Raw genomic sequence first — 20,014 nt, forward strand, 5'->3', positions numbered from 1 at the left:
AATTATGCGGCAACGAGGGGAGTACAGGAATGAAAGTAGCGGTTCTGGGCGGAGGCAACGGTTCTTATGCTGCGGCTGCGGATTTTGCCGAGGCGGGGCATGACGTCCGCTGGTGGCGGCGCGACCGCGCCAGTTTCGCGGATGTCGAGAAGGCAGGCGGCATCACCCTCACGGACCATGAGGGAAGCCGAAAGATCGCGGTCGTTCCGACCGATGATCTTGCTGCGGCGCTCAAGGGAGCGGAACTGATCGTTGCGCCGACGCCGGCGTTTGCTCAGGAGGACATTGCCACGAAGCTCGCTCCGCATCTGGAGGACGGGCAGGTGATCTACCTGCCGCCGGGCACGTTTGGCTCCTACCTGATGATGAAGCGTATTCGTGAAGCGGGCTCGAAGGCTGACATCGCGATTGCAGAAACAGGCACACTGCCATGGCTGACGCGCAAGCAGGGGCCGCTGGAAGTGCGCGTGACGACGCGGGCCTCGCGCCTGCCCACGGGCGTGCTGCCGGCGAGGCATACGGATCATGCGATCAAGGCCATTGCGGCTGTGTTCCCGGCATCCATCGAGCCGGTGGAGGATGCGCTGTCGGGCGCGCTGATGAACGCCGGCCCGATCATCCACCCACCGCTGATCCTCATGAATGCCGGTCCCATCGAGCATTTCGACCGCTGGGACATTCACAATGAGGGTACGCAGCCTTCCATCCGCCGCACGCACACCGCGCTCGACAATGAGCGCATGGCGATCCGCGAGGCGTTGGGCTATGGCGCGCCGCATTTCCCGCTCGCCGATCACTACGAGACCAGCGACTGGATGTATGGCAATCTGGCCCATGACAAACTGGTGGATTCCGGGGACTGGCACGAGAAGCTGGACCTCAAATCCCACCGCTACATGCTGGAGGATGTGGGCATGGGCCTCGCCTTCATGGTTTCGGTCGGTGAATGGGCGGGCGTACCCTGTCCGGTAGCGGCGGGGCTTCTCGCCATTGCCGGGGCCGTGGCCGAGCGCGATTTCCGCGCAGAGGGCCGCACGATGGAGCAGATCGGTCTTGCGGGCGAGAGCCGCGAGGCGGTGCAGACCATGTTGCGCGAGGGGCTGTGATGGCAGATGACGTGACCATCGCCTGCATCGGTGCCGGGCGCATGGGTCGGGGCATAGCGCAATGTGTGGCCTATGCGGGCCATCAGGTGCGGCTGATCGATGCCAAGGAGCGCGACGCCGAGGCTTTCGCAAGACTGCGCGATGAGGCGCTGGACGAAATCCGCACGGCGCTCGCCTCCATCGCTGCACTCGGCGCGTTCAAGGTCGATGCCGTTCCGCAGATCATGGAGCGGGTCAGCATCGTGCCGCGCGGCGAGGCGGCGGCGGGTCTTGCCGGCGCGCGCATCGTGTTCGAGGGCGTGCCCGAAGTGGCGGATGCCAAGCGCGATGCGTTTGCGCTGTTCGACGCCCATGCGGATGGCAACGCCATTCTGGCCTCGACCACCTCGACCATGCTGTCGACGGAGCTGGCGGGTTTCACCACTGCGCCGGAGCGCTTTCTCAATGCGCACTGGCTGAACCCGGCGTTTCTCATGCCGCTGGTGGAGCTCAGCCCGGCCGATGAAACCGAGGGCGAGACGGTCACTTTCCTGCGCGCTTTCCTTGAAGGCATCGGCAAGGTGCCGATCGTCTGCAAGGCTTCGCCCGGCTACATCGTGCCGCGCATTCAGGCGCTGGCCATGAACGAGGCGGCACGCATCGTGGAAGAAGGCGTTGCGAGTGCGGAGGATGTCGACAAGGCCGTGACCTATGGTTTCGGCCTGCGCTTCGGCGTGCTCGGCCTTTTGGAGTTCATCGACTGGGGCGGTGGCGACATTCTCTATTATGCAAGCCGATATCTCGCCGGGGCTTTCAATGATGAGCGCTACCAGGCACCGGAGATCATCAGCCGCAATATGGAAGAGGGGCGCATTGGCCTGAAGACCGGCTCCGGCTTCTTCGATTATTCTGACATGGATGTCGATGCCTATCGCCAGCGCCGCATGGCCGCCTTCCTGAAGGCGCTCGACAATGCAGGGCTCGTGCGGCCGCCAGTGATTTAGGGAGCAGTTGAAACCAAAACCGGGTGGAACAAGCCCGGACAACCAGAGAGGACGAAGAAAAATGTACCAAGCCACGACCAGATCGATCGCCAGGACCATCAGAAACGGCCTTCTTGCAACGGCGCTGACCAGCATCGCCTTTGCCGGACAGGCCAGTGCGGAAGAAACGCTGAAGGCGATTTCCGCCTTCCCGCAGTCGCTCGCCTTCTCGCAAAGCTTCAAGGGCTTTGTCGACCTCGTGAATGAACGCGGCAAGGGGGTTATCCAGATCAATTATGCGGGCGGGCCGGAAATGTTCCCGCCGAACCAGCAGGTGGATGCCGTGCGCCGCGGCGTCGTTGACATGCAGTATGGCCCTGCCTCCTACTATCTCGGCACGATGCCGGAGGCGGATGCCTGGGTCGGTTCGACGGTGACGGCCGCAAAGGCGCGCGAGAATGGCGGCTTCGGCATTATGCAGGAAGCCTTTTCCAAGAAACTCGGTGTGAACCTTTTGGCTCATCTCGACACCGGTGTGAAGTTCTACATCTACACGATCAATGAGCCAAAGCGGACCGACGATGGCGGCATCGACCTCGACGGTCAGCGCATCCGCTCGCAGCCGATTTACAATTCTTTCTTTGAAGCGCTGGGCGCGATCCCTGTCTCCGTTCCTGTGCCGGATGTCTATACGGGTCTCGAGCGCAGCACGTTTGACGGTTCGGGCTGGCCCATTGTGGGCATTCAGGATCTCTCCTGGGACAAGTTCCTGCGCTACCGCATCGACCCGGGCTTCTTCCAGACCGATCTCGCCGTGGTGGTGAACCCGGCGAAATGGGAGAGCCTGAGCGACGAGGCCAAGAAGATCATCAACGAAGCTGCGGCCGAATATGAGCAGACCTCCTATGAGAACTTCCAGAAGGTGATCGAGGAGACCGACAAGGCGGTTCGCGAGAAGGGCATGGAAGTGATCACGCTGGAGGGCGAGGCGCAGGCGAAGTTCCTTGATCTGGCCTATGACAGCGCCTGGAAGCGGATGAAGGATTCGGGGTCGGAATACTACGACGCATTGCGCGAAGCCTATTACGATCGTTGATCCCGTACCGGCGGGGGCCCAGGCTCCCGCCGCACTCCCTTTGAAAAGCCGCGCGCCATGTTTCTGATACGTCTCTATAACCGGATCATCACCGGGCTGGCCGTGCTGGGCGCCGCCAGTCTCGTTTTCATTTCGCTTGCCATCATTGTCGACGTTGTCTTGCGTAACACCGGGTTTCGCCCTTTCCAGTCGACAAGCGCCATCGTCGAATATGTGATGCTCTTCTCCACCATGGCGGCGGCACCCTGGCTGGTGCGCAACAACGGCCATGTGGCGATCTCGTCCTTCACAGCGGCTATGCCGGAAACGATGCGCCTGCTGGCCGGGCGGGTCGTGCTGATCCTCGCCATCCTGACGCTTGGCCTTCTTTGCTGGCGCTCGGCGGCGGTGGGACTGGAGATGGTGCAGTCGCGCGCGGTCGATATGCGCTCCATCAACATTCCCTCATGGGTTCTCTACGCCATGCTTTCCGTAGGCTTCGGCCTGATGGCGCTGGAATTCCTGCGCATGCTGTTGCGCGGCGAAACCTATACGGGCAGCGGGGGAGCGCACTGATGGCCTGGTATGAAGCCACACTCCTCATGATCGGCGGGCTCCTTGCCCTGATGTTCTTCGGCATGCCGGTGGCGATTGCCTTTCTGGCAATCAACATCGTCGGCGTTGTCATTTTCATGGGTGGCATGATCGGCATCGATCAGCTTGTCGCCAATGCCACCACATCGGTGACGAGTTTCGCGCTGGTGCCTGTGCCGCTCTTTCTCATCATGGGCGAGCTTCTGTTTCACACGGGGCTTGCCATTCGCGTTTTCGATGCGCTCGACAAGTGCTTTGGCGGCATCAAGGGGAGGCTTTCCTATCTGACGGTGGGCGGCGGCACGATCTTCGCCACCCTGTCCGGCTCCTCCATGGCCAACACGGCGATGCTCGGCACCACGCTGATGCCCGACATGATCAAGCGCGGATACAAGCCGCACATGATCATGGGGCCGATCCTGGCGACGGGCGGTCTGGCCATGATCATTCCCCCATCTTCTCTGGCCGTGTTGCTGGGCTCGCTGGCGCGGATCGATGTGGGTGCTCTGCTGATCGCGGGGCTGGTTCCCGGTCTCGTGCTGGCGCTCATGTTCCTTGCGACGATCCGCATACAGATCGCGCTCGATCCCGATGCCGCACCCGGCTATGCGGCAGAGAGGGCAAGCGTCTCCGAAATCGCCCGCGCGCTTACTGTCGATGTTCTGCCGATGGGCATCGTGGTCTTTGCGGTGGTCGGGCTCATCCTGCTCGGCTGGGCGACGCCGACCGAATCCGCCGCCTTCGGGGCGCTTTCGGTGGTGGTGCTTGCGGCCTGTTATCGCACGCTAAGCTGGGAAGCCGTCGTTCGCTCGCTCACCGGCACGCTGAAAGTGTCGGCCATGATGCTGATGATCATCGTGGGCTCCACGACCTTTTCGCAGATCCTTGCCTTCTCCGGCGCGTCCTCCGGGTTGATCGCGTTTGCCACCAGTTTCGAACTCAACGCCTATGTGGTGCTCGCAATCATGTTCCTGGTGCTTCTACTCCTCGGCATGTTCATGGATCAGCTCTCTATCATGATGCTCACCCTGCCGATCTTCATGCCGCTGGTCGCGCTCTACGGGTTCGATCAGATCTGGTTCGGTGTGGTGATGCTTCTGGCGCTGGAGCTGAGCCTTGCAACCCCGCCCTTCGGTCTGCTGCTTTTCGTCATGGTTGGCGTCAGCCCGGCCGGCACGACCATCGGGCAGGTGGCGCGGGCTGCACTGCCCTACATCGCCTGCACGCTTTTGCTGGTGGTTCTGCTGGCGCTTTTCCCGCAACTGGCCCTTTGGCTGCCGGGCCTCATAAGGAGCTGACCGCATGAAGATCTGGTATCAGAGCTATGTCGATTACGAGAATGGCGCGGGCTACTGGGACGAACTGAGGAAGCATCTCGATGCGATTGTCGATCCGGGTACTGAGGTCGATATCAAGGGCATTACCCCGCATGACAGCTACGCCCACGCCATTGTGGAGTTTCGCTGCGCGCGTGAGGTGATCTGCAATGCGGTGCGGGCCGAGCGCGAGGGCTATGACGCCTTCATCATCGGCCATTTTCAGGATGCCGGTCTCTATGAGGCGCGGTCGGTGGTGGACATACCGGTGCTCGGCATGGGCGAGGCGTCCATGCTGCATGCCTGCCAGCTTGGCCAGCGCTCGGGCATCGTCACCATCAACCGCCGTTACATTCCCTGGTTTCATCACCAGATCGGCAAATACGGTTTGAGAGAGCGGGTGACCGGCGTGCACGCCATGGATTTCGAGCCGGGGCAGATCCTTGCCGCCTTCGGCTCCGATGAGCGGCTTGAGACGGTGCGCGCCCTGTTCGAGGAACAGGCAAGGCCATTGGTGCGCGAGGGTGTAGACGTGCTGATCCCCGGTGGCGGCATTCCCATGCTTCTGTTCTCGCAATTGCAGGCACACCGGGTGGATGGCGCGCCGGTGATCAACGGCATTCCGATTGTCGTGAAACTGGCGGAGATGGCGGTGAAGCTGAAGCGGCTGACCGGCCTTGGCGTGAGCCGCACCTCGGATTTCGTTAAACCGCCCGAGGAAATCATTGAAGAGTTCATGACCCATCCGAAGGGACTATAAGGGAAGCGATAATTCTCCGGGCCTGTTGACTGGCTTTTGCAAAGCTCCCCCAATATCGTGGGGTCACGATATCGGCAGCGCCTGGAGGATTGCCATGTTTGGGGCACGCGGACTCTCCCTGTTTTTCGTTTTTCTTTTCGGGTTTGCGGCAATGGCTGCCGCGCAGGATGCGCGCCGGATCGTGACCAGCGAGAATGCCGATTATTTCGGCTTTGACCTGCGCACCGAGAAGGATGTGACGCTCGACCAGTGCAAGGCGGTGTGCCTTGCCGATCCGCAGTGCCGGGCCTTCACCTACAACACCAGCGCTCAATGGTGCTTTCTGAAGTCGGACTTCAATCGCCTCGATCCGTTCGAGGGGGCGGTGGCCGGCAAGGTTGTGGCGAGTGGGGATGTGCCCGATATCGGAGCGCCGCCGGCACTGCGTTTTGTGCCCGAACACATCCAGCGCGAGGCTGACGAATATCGCGCCGAGATACTGCGCGCGGTGCGTCCCGAGAATGCGGGGTTTGTTCAACTGAGTGCGGCGGGCGGGCAGGCGCTGGCAAATGGTGATCCGTTCAATGCGATGCAGGCCTTTTCCACTGCGCTCGTCATGGAGCCCCAGAATGCCGGCCTTTGGTCTGAGCTTGCGCGGGCGGCGACCGAGGCTCAGCCGGCTGGCAACATGAACATCTATCGGCTTCAACGTGCCGGCACCGGCGCTGCGATCAATGCCTACAATCTGTCGCGCAGTGCGGATGACCGCGCCGAGGCGCTGGCGGTTCTTGCGCCTGCTCTTGAACGACGCAATCTGTTCCGCCCGGCGCTCAGCGCCTATGAGGCGAGCCTGGCGCTGAGGACCGCGCGCGATGTGCAGGAGGCCTATGCCGACCTCAAGCGCCGCAAGGGGTTCCGGGTGATCGACCATTCGGTCGATTCCGACAGCGCCACGCCGCGCGCCTGCGTGCAGTTTTCCGAGGAGCTGGTGAAGAGCGGCGTCGACTACGCCCAGTTCGTGACCGTCGACAATCTGCGCTCCTTCGCCGTCGACCGCAGCGACAGGGAGTTGTGCGTCAGCGGCCTGAAGCATGGCGAGCAGTATCGCATCGTCATCCGGCAGGGCCTGCCGGCGGCCATTGGCGAGGTGATCGCCGAACCGGTTCCGCTGGAAATCTACGTGCGGGACCGTGCGCCATCGCTGCGCTTTACCGGTGACAATTTCGTGCTGCCGTCTTCGGCGCGCCGGGGCATCCCGTTTGTCTCCGTGAACACCGACAGCGCGACGCTGTCCGTCTACCGCGTTGGTGACCGCGCGCTGGCGAGACTTCTGAGCGAGGGGCAGTTTCTGCGCCAGCTCAATGAATATGGGGCCAATGAGGTTGGCGATGACATGGGCGCGCCGGTCTTCGAAGGTGCAATTGAGATCAAGGCCGAACTGAACAAGGATGTCGTCACCAGCATTCCGATCGATGAGGCGGTGCCGGAGCGCAGGCCCGGCGTCTACATGATGACGGCGGTGCCGGAAGGCGACACCAGTCAAAGCTGGGACAACCGCGCCACGCAGTGGTTCCTTGTCTCCGATATCGGGCTTTCCACTTTTGCCGGCGAGGACGGGCTTTCGGTCTTCGCGCGCTCGCTGGCGAGTGCCAAGCCACTGGAGGGGCTGAAGCTGAAACTCCTTGCCCGCAACAATGAGGTGCTTGGCGAAGCGGAGACCGATGGCGACGGCCATGCGCGCTTCGACCCCGGTCTGGCGCGCGGCGCCGCCGGGCTGGCGCCGGCGGCAATCATCGCCGAAAACGGTTCTGACGATTTCGTCTTCCTCGATATGACGCGCGCGGGATTCGACCTTTCGGATCGCGGCGTGACGGGGCGTCCTTCGCCCGGACCGCTTGACGTCTTCGCGTGGACTGAGCGTGGCATCTATCGCGCCGGCGAGACGGTGCATGCGAGTGCGCTCACGCGCAATCCGGCTTCGGATGCGGTGGAAGATCTGCCGTTGACCTTCATCTTCCGCCGTCCTGACGGTGTGGAGGACCGGCGTTTCGTTTCGGATGGCGCGGCGCTTGGCGGCCATGCGGTGGCGCTTGAGTTGCCGGACAATGCGGTTAGGGGCACCTGGGCGCTGGGCATCTATGCCGATCCGAAACAGCCGGCCTTGGTCGAAAAGAACTTTCTGGTCGAGGATTTCGTGCCCGACCGCACCGAGTTCGCGCTTGCGAGCGCCGATGAGACCGTGCCGGTTGGCGGTGCGACGGATGTGACCGTCGAGGGCCGCTATCTCTATGGCGCGCCGGCGGCGGGGCTTGCGCTTGAAGGCGAACTGACGGTCGCGCCGACGCGCGAATGGAAAGCCTTCCCGGGCTATGTCTTCGGTCTTGATGATGAAGAGGACGTGGAGGCACAGCGTGTTTCGCTGCCCGGCCTGCCCGAGACCGATGCGGAGGGGCAGGCGCAGTTCCCGGTGGCGCTCGATGGCGCCCCTTCGACCACGCGTCTCCTGAAAGCGCAGGTGATCGTGCGCATGCGCGAGGCCGGTGGCCGGGCCGTGGAGCGAGCGCTGGAGATCAATGTCGAGCCGGAAAGCGCGATGATTGGCCTGAAGCCGGAATTCACCGGCGGTCGCGTTGCCGAGGGAGCGACGGCGAATTTCCGCGTGATCGCAGTCGATCCGAAGGGCGAGCGCATCGCCATGGACGGCCTCGAATGGAAACTGCTGAAGGTGGAGCGTCACTATCAGTGGTATCGCGATGGCGGTTCCTGGAACTATGAGCCAATCACCACGACAAGCCTCGTGCGCGAGGGAACGGTGGATGCAAAGGCCGACAGCGAGCCGCAGATCAGCGTTTCCGTGGACTGGGGGCGGTATCGCCTTGAGGTGGAAAGCCCGGATGCGGGTGGGCCGATCACCAGTGCGGCGTTCGATTCCGGCTGGTATGTGGAGGCCGGCTCCACCGAAACGCCGGACGGGCTGGAAGTGGCGCTCGACCGCGACGCCTATGCGGTGGGCGAGACGGCAAAGCTGAAGATTTCGCCGCGCTTTGCCGGCGAGGTTCTGGTGACGGTGGGCTCTGAGAGCCTCATCGAAACCTTCACCGCGAAAGTGCCGGAAACCGGCGCGACCGTGGACATTCCGGTGACCGACGCGCTGGGGGCCGGGGTCTATGTGACCGCAACGCTGTTCCGCCCCGGCGACGATGTGGAGAATCGTCTCCCCATGCGCGCCATCGGCGTGCGCTGGCTGAAGGTCGATCCGGGTGCGCGTGACCTTATGGTTGAACTCGGCGTGGAGGAACAGGCGCGTCCCAATGCACCCCTTTCCATCCCCGTCAGCGTTGGCGGGCTGGCACCGGGCGAAGAAGCCTATGTGACCGTGGCGGCGGTCGATGTGGGCATCCTCAACCTCACGCGCTATGAGCCGCCACAGCCGGACGCCTGGTATTTCGGCCAGCGCATGCTGGGTATCGAAATGCGCGACATTTACGGGCGGCTGATCGATGGTTCGCTCGGCGCGATGGGGCGGCTGCGTACAGGTGGCGATGGCGGCGGCATGACCGCGACCGGCAGCGCGCCGACACAGAAGCTGGTCGCCTTCTTCTCCGGCATCGTGAAGGTGGATGATGACGGGAAGGCGCAGGTCTCCTTCGATATTCCGCAGTTCAACGGCTCGGCCCGCGTCATGGCGGTCGCATGGTCGAAGAAGGGCGTGGGTAGCGCGCAGCAGGACGTGATCATCCGCGATCCCGTGGTGCTGACCACCAGCCTTCCGCGCTTCCTGGCTCCGGGCGACGAAGCGCGGCTGCTGCTTGAAATCGCCAACACGGATGGCCCTGCCGGAGACTATCGCCTCACGGTGATGGCCGAAGGGCCGGTCAGCGCCGATCTGCGGTCGCTCTCCGATACGGTGACGCTTGAGGCGGGCGGCAAGGCCACGCTCTCCGTGCCCATCTCGGCGACGAACCAGACGGGCGAGGGCGCGCTGACGGTGGCAATTGCGCATGAGAGCGGGCTTGCCGTGGAGAAAAGCATGTCCCTGCCGGTGCGGCCCGGCGTGATGCCGGTCGCCACCCGCAGCGTGGTGACGCTTGCGGCCAATGGCGGCAGTGTCACGCTGGACGGCGCGCTTCTGGAAGACAGCTTTGCCGAGAACGCGTCGGTGAGCCTCAACATCTCGCGGGCCGACGGGTTCGACATTCCGGCACTTTTGATGTCGCTCGACCGCTACCCCTATGGCTGCACGGAGCAGACCACCAGCCGTGCGCTGCCGCTGCTTTATGTGAGCGAGCTTTCAAAGGCTGCGGGACTGGAAGACGATTCGGTGATGAGGGGGCCGGCGCTGAAGGGGCGCATCGAGGACGCCATCACCAGCGTGCTTGCCGCCCAGTCTTCGTCTGGCGGTTTCGGTCTCTGGGGACCGGGATCGGGCGATCTGTGGCTCGACGCCTATGTGACGGACTTCCTCACCCGCGCCGGCGAGCAGGGCTTTGCCGTGCCCGAGGCGGCGATGGTCCAGGCACTGCAGAACCTCTCGAACACGCTCGCCTATGACACGGATGTCTCCTCGCGCGGCAGCGAGATTGCCTATGCGCTCTATGTGCTGGCCCGCAACCGCAAGGCTTCCGCCGGCGATCTGCGCTACTATCTCGACACGCGGCTCGATGAGTTCTCAACACCGCTGGCGCGCGCGCAGTTGGCCGCGGGTCTCGCGCTCTATGGCGATGCGGAACGTGCGGAACGGGGCTTTGCCTCCGCCTTCCGTCTCGCTCAGGGCATGAGCGGGCGCTACACGGCGCGGTCCGATTACGGATCGCGTCTGCGCGACGGCGCGGCGATGCTGGCGCTGGCGGCGGAAAGCCGGCCCGAGCCGACGCTGGTGCCGCAGATGATCAATCTGGTGGCCGATGTGCGCGGTGACACGCGTTACATGAGCACGCAGGACGAGGCGTGGATGCTCCTTGCCGCCCGCGCGCTGAGCCAGTCGAGTGACGATCTGAGCCTGACCGTGGACGGCAATGCGCATCAGGGCGCCTTCTCGCGGCGACTTTCGGGACTGGAGATCGAGGCAGCGCCGCTGACGGTGGCCAATCAGGACGATGAACCGGTCGATGCGGTGATGACAGTCGTTGCCGCGCCGCAGCAGCCGCTGCCCGCAGGCGGGGAGGGCTTCACCATCGAGCGGCGCTACTTCACGCTCGACGGTGATGAGGCGAATGTCTCCGAAGCGCGCCAGAACGAGCGCTATGTGGTGGTTCTGGAGATGACCGAGCAAAACAGCTGGCCCTCGCGCGTGCTGGTCTCCGACCTGCTGCCGGCGGGCTTCGAGATCGACAATCCGCGCCTTGTCGGCAGTGCGGAACTGGCGAACTTCGATTGGCTTGGTCAGACGGATGCGGTTCACACCGAGTTCCGCGACGACCGCTTCATCGCCGCCTTCGACCGAAACGGAGGCGGGCAATTCCGCCTTGCCTATGTGGTGCGTGCCGTGACGCCGGGCGTCTACACGCATCCGGCGGCGAGTGTGGAAGACATGTACCGTCCGCAGCTCTCGGCACGAACAGCGACGGGCTTCATGGAGATCATGGGGCAGTAGGCGGCGGCGATGAAGCAGGGTCGACACAGGCGCGGGGTGATAATGGCCGCTGGCCTTGCGGCTCTGCTTGTCATTGGCGGGGCAGTGACGCTCGACCGGCTGGACGCGGCCTATCCGCCGCCGCTCGATCCCGCGCCGCTTTCGGTGGAGGTGCTCGACCGAGACGGGGCGCTGTTGCGTGCCTATGCGGCATCCGACGGGCGCTGGCGTCTTCCGGCGGATACCGACACGCTCGATCCACAGTTTCTCAAGATGCTGGTCGCCTATGAGGACAAGCGCTTCTGGTCGCATCCGGGTGTCGACATGCGCGCGCTGGGCCGGGCCGCATTGCAGCTTTTGTGGAACAGGCGCATCGTTTCGGGCGGGTCCACGCTTTCGATGCAGCTTGCGCGCCTCACCGAGCCGCGCGCGGCGCGCAGTTTCAGCGCCAAGTTCCGGCAGATCGCGCGGGCGCTTCAGATCGAGCGCAGGCTTTCCAAGCGGGAAATACTGGAACGCTATCTGACGCTCGCGCCCTATGGCGGTAATCTTGAAGGGGTGCGCGCGGCGAGCCTCGCCTGGTTCGGCAAGGAGCCGCACAGGCTGGGGCTGGAGGAGGCCGCGCTTCTGGTCGCCCTGCCGCAATCGCCGGAGGCGCGCCGACCCGACCGTCATCCGCAAATGGCAAAAGCCGCGCGCGACCGCGTGCTTGCGCGCATGGCGGGGGCCGGGGTCATCATCGAAAGCGAGGTCACGCGCGCGTCTGCTGAAAAACTTTCAGGGCGGCGGCTGCCCATGCCCGCCTATGCCGCGCATCTGGCCGATGCGGTGGTAAGGGCAGATCCGGAAAAGCGTGTGCATCGCCTGACCATCAGCCGGGCCGCGCAGGCCAATCTGGAAGCTGTGGCCGCCAAAGCCGCGCGAAAGCTCGGACCACGCGTTTCCGTGGCGATGGTGCTTGCGGATGCGCAGACTGGTGCGGTGCTCGCCCGGGTTGGATCGGCGGGGTATTTCAATGCCGCGCGCGCCGGCTGGATCGACATGAGCGTGGCAGAGCGTTCGCCGGGCTCAACGCTCAAACCCTTCATCTATGGCCTTGCCTTCGAGGAGGGGCTGGTGATGCAGGAGACGATGATCGAGGACCGGCCCGGCAATTTTTCGGGCTATCGCCCGCGCAATTTCGACATGGCCTATCAGGGCGATGTTTCGGTGCGTACGGCCTTGCAGATGTCGCTCAACGTGCCGGCGATCCGCCTGCTCGACGCGGTGGGGCCGGTGCGGCTGGTGGCGCGTATGCGGCAGGCCGGTGTGACACCTGCTCTCCCACCCGGCGAGACGCCGGGCCTTGCCATCGGGCTTGGCGGTGCGGGGCTGACGCTGGAAGGGCTTGTGCAGCTTTATGGCGGGCTCGCCAATGGAGGGCGGGTGCGCCCGCTCTATTATCTGGAAGAGGCGGAAATTGCAGCGCATCCTCCTTCCGTCCTGACGTCGCAGGCCGCCTGGCAAATCGCCGATGTTCTTTCGGGCATCGCGCCGCCGGAAGGCGCACCGCGTCTCGGCATCGCATACAAGACGGGCACCTCTTACGGTTACCGCGATGCGTGGTCGGTGGGTTATGACGGGCGGCATGTGCTCGGCGTGTGGGCCGGGCGACCCGATGGCGGTTCGGTGCCGGGACTGACCGGGTACCTGGCGGCGGCCCCCATCCTGTTTCAGGCGTTTTCGCGCTCTGGCGCGGGCATTGTACCATTCCCGCCTGCGCCGGCAGGCGCTGTCCGGCTTGCGGCCGCCGACCTTCCGTTTCCGATGCGTCGATTCTCCGTTGATGGTGGCGGGTTTCGTGCCGGCGCGCCGGTGGAGCCCGCGCCGGAAATCGTGTTCCCGCCACAGGGTGCGCGCATCGATGTGGGGCTTGCGCGTGGCGCGCGGATCATGCCGCTGGCGCTCAAGATCAATGGCGGGCGCGCGCCGTTTCGCTGGCTTGCCAATGGAGAGCCGCTGCGGGAAGCCTATCGCAGGCGCAGGGCAAGCTGGGTGCCCGATGGCGGCGGCGCATCGACCCTGACGGTGATCGACGCCGCCGGACGCTCGGCCAGCGTTGACGTTTTTCTGGAATAGATCAGGCGGCTTCCGCGAGCGCTTTCAGAACCGTGTCGCGCATGGGCATGGGGGCGACTGCGCCAAAACCCTGCGTGGATAGCGCGGCGGCTGCATTGGCGTAGCGCGCTGCCTCGAACGGGTCGCCATGGCGATTGAGCTCGGCGAGGAAATTGCCGTCAAACGTGTCGCCCGCCCCTGTGGCGTCGACTGCGCTGACCCTGATGCCGGGCACGCGGCGCCGCTCATCCGGCGTGGCGACGAGGCATCCATCCTTCCCAAGGGTCAAGGCGACGATGCCGGCGCCAAGACCCAGATAGTGATCGGCGATCGCATCCGGGTCGCTGATGCCGACCAGTTGCTCGGCGTCTTCCAGGCCGGGAAGCGCGATGTCGGTCTTGCGCATGGCGGCTTCTGTGAGTGCGCGGGCGCGATCGAGTGGCCACAGCTTGAGGCGCAGATTGGTGTCGAAGGAAACCTTCGTGCCGGCGGCGCGGGCAATGTCGATCGCTTCCAATGAAGCGTCGCATGCGTCTGAGCTGATGGCGAGCGAGATGCCGGAAAGGTGCAGAATGTCGGCGTTCTGGATGGCGCTGGCGGGCAGGTCGCGCGGGGTGATGCGGCTCGCTGCTGAACCCTTGCGCAGATAGGAGAAGACGTGGCCGTTCTCGCCATGGCTGACGAAATAGACACCCGTATGGGCTTCCGGATTGCGCAGGACCTGGCTGGTATCAACGCCATTGTCGGCCCAGAGCTGCATCAGGCTGTCGCCGAACTCGTCTGCGCCTAGCGCGGAGAAAAAGCCGACGGAAGCCCCGGCTCGCGCTGCTGCAATGGCGCAATTTGATGTGTCGCCGCCATGGCCGAAGAGATAACGGCCCGTGTCGTCCACCTGGTTGAACTCGATCAGCGGTTCGCCCATGCAGATGATCTTCGGATGGCTCATGACGGTGTTCTCCTCCCCTGACGCAGCGTGCGCTTCTCTTTAGGCGATTGTGCGCCAATGGTGAATATCTATCGGGAGAAGTCGTTTCGATGAGGCGGGCTTATCGAGAGCACGCCTAACGGGCGCCGCGCCCAAACAGAATGGTGCTTACGGTCGAAAAAACGATCAGAAGATCCAGGTCGAATGAGAGGTGTTTGATATAATAGAGATCGTAGGAGAGCTTGTGAATCTCTTCGTGGGTGTTGCCTGCGTAGCCGGAATTCACCTGTGCCCAGCCGGTTATGCCGGGCAGCACCATCGTGCGATGGATAAATTTCTTTTCCGCGGCTTCACTTTCCTGCGCCACATACTCGGCAACAGGACGTGGCCCCACCAGACTCATTTCTCCTCGCCAGATGTTGATGAGCTGCGGCAACTCGTCCAGCCTTAGACGACGCAGAAAGGCACAGCCTGTGATGATCCGTTCGTCATTGGTCTGGGTGGAGCCGCCCTGCTGGCCGCGATACATGGTGCGGAATTTCAGCATGTTGAACGAGCGGCCGCCATATCCACGTCGCGCCTGCACAAAGATGGCGGGGCCACCATCGAGGAGCCGAATGTAGAGCCAAAGAGCCAATCCCAGAGGAATTGTGATTGGCGCCGTGATGATGACGGCGAAGAGATCGAGCGCACGCTTCGCCTTGGAGTAGTAAATCTGGCTTGGTGTGTAAGCGAGATGCGATACGTCAAAGGCGTCGACATCCACGCGGCCTTCGCGCAGTTCGAGAAAGTTGAACCAGGGCGTGACGTCGATTCCGATCATATACGCCTTGGTCAGGAACGCTGACCATTCCGGATTATGGTGCGTCCTGGTGTCGATCAGCAAACGGTCATACGCGCTGATGTCCGCTGTTTTGTCACTTATTACGGCCACGTGTCCGGCGAGCCTTGCGGCAACTTCCGCGGCCTTGGGAAAGTCCAGCAGGGCCACACGATCTTCCAATGAACGGTGGAGCCTGAGATTGGCAATTGTCATTGCAACCATGGCAATGAGACAAGCCGTCAACAGGGCTGAGTAGCTTACCGGGATACGCAGCCCCGACAAGCCTGCCACAGCTACGTTGAAACAGACGAACGTTACAAAGATCGCGATGGAAAACGTGTTGCGCTGTCTGCGAAAGCCAAGGAGCGCCAGGGCAATGGCGAATGGCAATGCAAACAGGACCGAACATACGATCGCGAGATTGTTCCAGTCATTGCGCGATGCATTCAGAATAAAGGCGGTGTAGACGATGCATTGCAAAAAGGCAGCCGCCAGGATCTCAGGAAGCATGGGGCGCAGATTTCGCAACAGACGACGTTTGCGCAAGGAGGCGCCGTGTTGAAGAACGTCTTCAAGATCGGGACTCGCTTCGGCCACGCTGCGTTTCAGAGCGCGCCTGGCTTTCCGAATTTTCGGGTGGCCATCTTCCCCCGTTGCTTTTGATCCGTCGTTCAACGTTACTACCTGCCGCTCAGTAAGAGCTCGTACAACCGTGCTTTGCCATGCGAAGAATGGAAGCGCAATCGATGATTGTTCGCGCGTCCACAGACAACCTTGATGGAGAACCGTGGACCGGTAGCGATTCGACTGACCTTAGACCGGTTCATTGTTTCAGGGAAACACTCACCTGCAGGCCATACTCCTGGTTTCCGCCGTTGTGCCGCAATTAGAATGTCGATTTATGACGCTGGCATTTACGATTTTGGCCCGAGGCTCTATCAGGCGAGGTTCAACGCTGTTGTGACTGTGATCCCATGTACCGCCAAGCCTATCTTTTTCTCTGCCTGACCACGCTCTTCTGGGGCGGCAATGCCGTGGCCGGCCGGCTGGCCGTGGGCCATGTGTCACCGATGATGCTGACAACGCTCCGCTGGATCATCGGTTGTGTGTTGCTTGCCGCCTTCGCCTGGCCGCATCTTCGGCGCGACTGGCCGGCGATCAGGCCGAAACTGCCTCTGTTGGCCGCACTGGGCGCGCTTGGATTTACCGGGTTCAACGCGGTTTTCTACAGTTCGGCCCAATTTACTTCAGCCATCAACATCGCCATCGAACAGGGCGCTATACCGATGGTCATCTTCGTTGCCAATTTTGTCCTGTTTCGCCAGCGCGTGAGCTTTCTGCAGATTGCTGGTTTTGTTCTATCTCTCGTCGGTGTGGCACTGGTTGCAAGCCATGGCGAGTTTTCCCGCCTGCTCGAACTGGACGTGAACTTCGGCGATGCGCTCATGCTTGTCGCCGTGCTGCTTTACGCAGGCTATACGGTCGGGCTCCGGCTGAAACCGGCCATCCACTGGTTGAGTCTGATGTTCATGCTTTCGGTTTTCGCGCTTCTGGCCTCGTTGCCACTGGTGGCGTGGGAGGCCGCGACGGATCGGCTCATCGCGCCTGACCTGCAGGGCTGGATGGTGGTCTTTTATGTGGCGCTCTTCCCATCGATCTTTGCACAGACGCTCTACATTCGCGGCAATGAGCTGATCGGCGGAAACCGCGCGGGCCTGTTCATCAATCTGGTGCCGATCTTTGGAACGCTTCTGTCGATCGTCATTCTGCGTGAAGCGTTCTTTACATATCACGCCGTTGCGCTGGTTCTGGTGCTGGGTGGAATATGGCTGGCCGAACATGGCGGCCGGAGACTGGCGTCCAGACAGGCAAATGCCGGCGCGTGACGCCGGCATTGCAGTTTTCCGACAGATCCCGAGTTTACGCAGCCACGTCGAAGGAGAGTGGCTTGGCCGAAAGGATCACGTCCGTGGCGCGCAGCTCCCGCAGAACTTCCGGCGGGAAGGGCGCATCGAGATAAAGCAGCGCGATGGCATCGCCGCCCTGCCGGTTGCGACCGAGCTGGAAGTTGGCGATGTTGACTTGGTGCTTCGCGCAGATCGAGCCCAAAAGGCCGATAATGCCCGGCACGTCGTAATTGGTCGTGTAGAGCATGTGCTGGCCGACCTCGGCATCCAGATTGATGCCCTTGATCTGGATGAAGCGGGGCTTGCCGTCGGAGAACACGGTGCCGGCGATGGTGCGGGTTTTCTCGGAGGTTTTCACCGTCAGCTTGATATAGCCGTCGAACACGCCCGACTTGTCGCGCTTGACCTCCGACAGGATGATGCCGCGCTCCTTGGCCATGATCGGGGCGGAGACCATGTTGACATCGGCCACCTGGGGCCGGATCAGGCCGGCGAGCGCCGCACTGATCAACGCGCGGCGGTTCATCTCGGTGGTGGAGCCGTCGAACAGGATCTCCACTTCCTCGATGGCCTCGTCGGTCACCTGGCCGACGAACGCGCCAAGCACTTCCGCGAGTTTGATGAAGGGTTTCAGGCGTGGGGCTTCCTCGGCGCTGATCGAAGGCATGTTGATCGCGTTCGTCACAGCGCCTTTTGTCAGGTAATCCGACATCTGCTCCGCCACCTGGATGGCGACGTTCTCCTGCGCTTCGCTGGTCGAGGCGCCCAGATGTGGCGTGCAGACCACGTTGGGCATGTTGAAGAGCGGGTTTTCCGTCGCCGGCTCCGTCTCGAAGACGTCGATACCCGCACCTGCCACCTTGCCGGATTTGAGGCCTTCCACGAGATCGGCCTCGACCACGAGCCCGCCGCGCGCGCAGTTGATGATGCGCACGCCCTTTTTCATCCTGGCGATCGCATCCTTGTCGATAACGCCACGGGTCTTGTCGGTCAGCGGCGTGTGCAGGGTGATGAAGTCGGCGCGCTTTAGAAGCTCGTCGAGTTCGACTTTTTCGACACCCAGTTCGGAGGCACGTTCTGCCGAAAGGAACGGGTCGAAGGCCACCACATGCATCTTCAGGCCGATGGCGCGCATGGCGACCACGGAGCCGATATTGCCGCACCCGATGACACCCAGTGTCTTGCCGGTGATCTCGACACCCATGAAGCGGTTCTTCTCCCACTTGCCGGCATGGGTGGAAGCGTTGGCCTCCGGGATCTGGCGCGCAACGGCAAAGAGCATCGCGATGGCGTGCTCGGCCGTGGTGATGGAATTGCCGAAAGGCGTGTTCATCACGATGATGCCGCGGCGCGATGCTGCCGGAATGTCGACATTGTCGACGCCGATGCCGGCGCGTCCCACCACTTTCAGATTGGTGGCATTGTTGATGAGCTTTTCGGTGACCTTGGTCGCGGAACGGATGGCAAGGCCGTCATACTGGTCGATGACGGAGAGAAGCTTTTCCTTGTCCTTGCCCAGATCGGGCAGATAGTCCACCTCGATGCCACGATCCTTGAAGATCTGAACGGCGGTGGGCGACAGTTTGTCGGATACGAGTACGCGGGGCGCCATGGCGGCCTCCTGTTTCAATGCAATCGTTTGGGGAGGCGGCTCCGGTGCGGGAGCCGCAGTTCAATGTCAGGCCGCGGCCTTGATCTGCGCTTTCTGGGACTGGAACGCCCAGTCCAGCCAGGGCATCAGCGCTTCCAGATCGGAGGCTTCAACCGTGGCGCCGGCCCAGATGCGCAGGCCCGAGGGCGCGTCGCGGTAATGGCCGATGTCAAAGGCGACCTTCTCCCTGGCGAGGGCGGAGACCATGCCTTTGGCAAAAGCCGCCTGTTCGCTCGCATCGAGTGCGGCGATCTCTGGATCGATGATCGTCAGGCACACCGATGTGTTGGAGCGTGTAGCCGGCAATTTCGCCAGATGGTCGAGCCAGGGTGTCTTGCGCACGAACTCGTCGATCACGGCGAAGTTCGCATTGGCGCGGGCGACGAGGCCGTCGAGGCCGCCGATGGATTTGGCCCAGTTCAGCGCGTCCAGATAGTCTTCCACGCACAGCATGGAGGGCGTGTTGATCGTCTCACCGCGGAAGATGCCCTCGATCAGCTTGCCGCCCTTGGTCAGGCGGAAGATCTTCGGCAGCGGCCATGCGGGTGTGTAACTTTCCAGCCGTTCGACAGCGCGGGGTGAGAGGATGATGACACCGTGTGCGCCTTCGCCACCCAGCACTTTCTGCCAGGAGAAGGTGACCACATCGAGCTTGTCGAAGGGCAGGCGCTGCGCAAAGGCCGCCGATGTGGCGTCGCAGATGGTCAGGCCCGCGCGGTTCGCGGGGATGAAATTGCCATCGGGCACGCGCACACCTGAGGTGGTGCCGTTCCAGGTGAAGACCACGTCGCGGTCGAAATCGATGGAGCCGAGATCCGGCAGATCGCCATAATCAGCTTCGATGCGGCGCACATCGTCTAGTTTCAGCTGCTTGACGACGTCGGTGACCCACCCGGCACCAAACGATTCCCAGGCAACCATGTCGACGCCGCGCTCGCCAAGAAGCGACCAGAGCGCCATTTCCACGGCACCGGTGTCGGATGCGGGCACGATGCCGATGCGGTAATCGGCCGGGACCTGCAGAATTTCACGGGTAAGATCGATGGCCTCTGCCAGTTTCGCCTTGCCTATGGAGGAGCGATGCGACCGTCCAAGGGGGGCATCGGCAAGCGCATTGAGCGACCAGCCGGGACGTTTTGTGCAGGGACCTGAGGAAAAATGCGTATTGGCCGGACGGAGGTCCGGCGTGGGGAGTGTGCTCATGATATATCCTATCCTTCCAGATAGCACGCCTCTCGGTGGGGAGA

The 20,014-nt window shown here is 62.7% G+C and carries 13 protein-coding genes; 9 read left to right on the forward strand and 4 right to left on the reverse strand.

Going from position 1 to position 20,014, the window contains the following annotated elements; translation table 11 throughout:
* The first annotated feature begins 29 nt into the window (after positions 1-29).
* The 8 genes from P2W41_RS03175 (at position 30) to pbpC (ending at position 13,482) form a co-directional block, all read left to right on the forward strand.
* Positions 30-1,106 carry an NAD/NADP-dependent octopine/nopaline dehydrogenase family protein gene (locus P2W41_RS03175; protein ID WP_292897912.1) on the forward strand — a complete coding sequence of 359 codons (1,077 nt, stop codon included), beginning with the start codon at positions 30-32 and terminating at the stop codon, positions 1,104-1,106.
* Positions 1,106-2,089, forward strand: a complete 984-nt coding sequence (locus P2W41_RS03180) for a 3-hydroxybutyryl-CoA dehydrogenase (RefSeq protein WP_404934291.1) — start codon at positions 1,106-1,108, stop codon at positions 2,087-2,089. The genes P2W41_RS03175 and P2W41_RS03180 overlap by 1 nt, the downstream gene beginning before the upstream one ends.
* Before the next feature lie 61 nt (positions 2,090-2,150).
* The gene (gene dctP / locus P2W41_RS03185; protein WP_404934292.1) at positions 2,151-3,164 is read left to right on the forward strand and encodes a TRAP transporter substrate-binding protein DctP; all 1,014 of its coding nucleotides are present in this window, start codon (positions 2,151-2,153) and stop codon (positions 3,162-3,164) included.
* Between the two features lie 57 nt (positions 3,165-3,221).
* Entirely contained in the window at positions 3,222-3,719 is a 498-nt protein-coding gene (locus P2W41_RS03190) for a TRAP transporter small permease (RefSeq protein WP_404934293.1), read from the forward strand.
* Positions 3,719-5,035 carry a TRAP transporter large permease gene (locus P2W41_RS03195; protein WP_292897906.1) on the forward strand — a complete coding sequence of 439 codons (1,317 nt, stop codon included), beginning with the start codon at positions 3,719-3,721 and terminating at the stop codon, positions 5,033-5,035. Before P2W41_RS03190 ends, P2W41_RS03195 begins: the two co-directional genes overlap by 1 nt.
* Before the next feature lie 4 nt (positions 5,036-5,039).
* On the forward strand, positions 5,040-5,813 hold the full coding sequence (locus tag P2W41_RS03200; RefSeq protein WP_404934294.1) for an aspartate/glutamate racemase family protein: 774 nt from the start codon (positions 5,040-5,042) through the stop codon (positions 5,811-5,813).
* 94 nt (positions 5,814-5,907) lie between these two features.
* Complete coding sequence (locus P2W41_RS03205) at positions 5,908-11,385, forward strand: MG2 domain-containing protein (protein WP_404934295.1); 5,478 nt, start codon at positions 5,908-5,910, stop codon at positions 11,383-11,385.
* A gap of 42 nt (positions 11,386-11,427) precedes the next feature.
* Positions 11,428-13,482, forward strand: coding sequence for a penicillin-binding protein 1C (pbpC, locus tag P2W41_RS03210; RefSeq protein ID WP_404934296.1), 2,055 nt, complete (start codon positions 11,428-11,430; stop codon positions 13,480-13,482).
* A 1-nt stretch (position 13,483) separates the two neighbouring features.
* Here the strand turns inward: pbpC and P2W41_RS03215 are convergent, their stop codons facing one another.
* Together P2W41_RS03215 and P2W41_RS03220 are read right to left on the reverse strand one after the other, a co-directional pair.
* Positions 13,484-14,407, reverse strand: coding sequence for a sugar kinase (locus P2W41_RS03215; RefSeq protein ID WP_404934297.1), 924 nt, complete (start codon positions 14,405-14,407; stop codon positions 13,484-13,486).
* A 115-nt stretch (positions 14,408-14,522) separates the two neighbouring features.
* The gene (locus P2W41_RS03220) at positions 14,523-15,719 is read right to left on the reverse strand and encodes a sugar transferase (protein WP_292897898.1); all 1,197 of its coding nucleotides are present in this window, start codon (positions 15,717-15,719) and stop codon (positions 14,523-14,525) included.
* A 464-nt stretch (positions 15,720-16,183) separates the two neighbouring features.
* Between P2W41_RS03220 and P2W41_RS03225 the strand changes: the two genes are divergently transcribed.
* Positions 16,184-17,095, forward strand: coding sequence for a DMT family transporter (locus P2W41_RS03225; RefSeq protein ID WP_292897897.1), 912 nt, complete (start codon positions 16,184-16,186; stop codon positions 17,093-17,095).
* Positions 17,096-17,129: 34 nt separating this feature from the next.
* Here the strand turns inward: P2W41_RS03225 and serA are convergent, their stop codons facing one another.
* Both serA and P2W41_RS03235 read right to left on the reverse strand, forming a co-directional pair.
* A complete protein-coding gene (serA, locus tag P2W41_RS03230) occupies positions 17,130-18,728 on the reverse strand; it encodes a phosphoglycerate dehydrogenase (protein WP_404934298.1) in 1,599 nt (532 codons plus the stop codon).
* Positions 18,729-18,794: 66 nt separating this feature from the next.
* Positions 18,795-19,970 (reverse strand): phosphoserine transaminase, encoded by a 1,176-nt coding sequence (locus P2W41_RS03235; RefSeq protein WP_404934299.1) that lies wholly within the window; start codon positions 19,968-19,970, stop codon positions 18,795-18,797.
* Between the last annotated feature and the right edge of the window lie 44 nt (positions 19,971-20,014).

Origin of the sequence: Nitratireductor sp. L15S-10, assembly GCF_045011005.1 — a bacterium.
In the GTDB taxonomy this organism is placed as follows: Bacteria; Pseudomonadota; Alphaproteobacteria; order Rhizobiales; family Rhizobiaceae; genus Nitratireductor.